Origin of the sequence: Niallia sp. 01092 (assembly GCF_052318935.1) — a bacterium.
GTDB lineage: Bacteria > Bacillota > Bacilli > Bacillales > Cytobacillaceae > Niallia.
The window spans coordinates 1-542 of record NZ_JBQRKO010000070.1 but is presented as its reverse complement, the minus strand read 5'-3'; the positions used below and the strand labels follow the sequence as shown (position 1 = coordinate 542).

Sequence of the window (542 nt, the reverse complement as noted above, 5' to 3'; positions counted from 1 at the left end):
GCAAAAAGATGCTCATTTTGCGATTGTAGATTCCGTAGTTAAACAACCGAACGTTGCAAGTATCACTTTTAAAGAACAAGAAGGTGCTTTCTTAGCTGGTCTTGCTGCAGGTAAAGCAACAAAATCTAATAAAATCGGCTTTATCGGCGGGATGGAAAATGAAATTATTTGGCATTTTGAAGCTGGATTTGTTGATGGTGTTAAGGCTGCCAATCCAAAAGCAAAAGTAGATGTACAATATGCTGGTGCTTTCACGAAACCAGAAATCGGTAAAACAATTGCTAATAAAATGTATTCTTCAGGCGCTGATGTAGTATTCCATGCTTCTGGAGGAACAGGTGCTGGTTTATTTACCGAGGCTCGTGAATTAAAAGAAAAAGATCCTTCGAAATACATTTGGGCAATCGGAGTAGACTCTGATCAATCTCCGGAAGGTGTAGTTGGAGAGCATAATGTAGTGTTAACATCTGCATTAAAAGGTGTTTCTACAGCAGTAAAAGATGTTACGACAAAAGCAAAAGATGGCAATTTCCCTGGTGGAG

At 39.1% G+C, this 542-nt stretch carries 1 protein-coding gene; it reads left to right on the top strand.

Translation table 11 applies throughout. The features are described 5' to 3' along the window. On the top strand, positions 1 to 542 hold a 542-nt coding region (locus ACTXGU_RS22345), incomplete at both ends, for a BMP family lipoprotein (protein ID WP_443483702.1).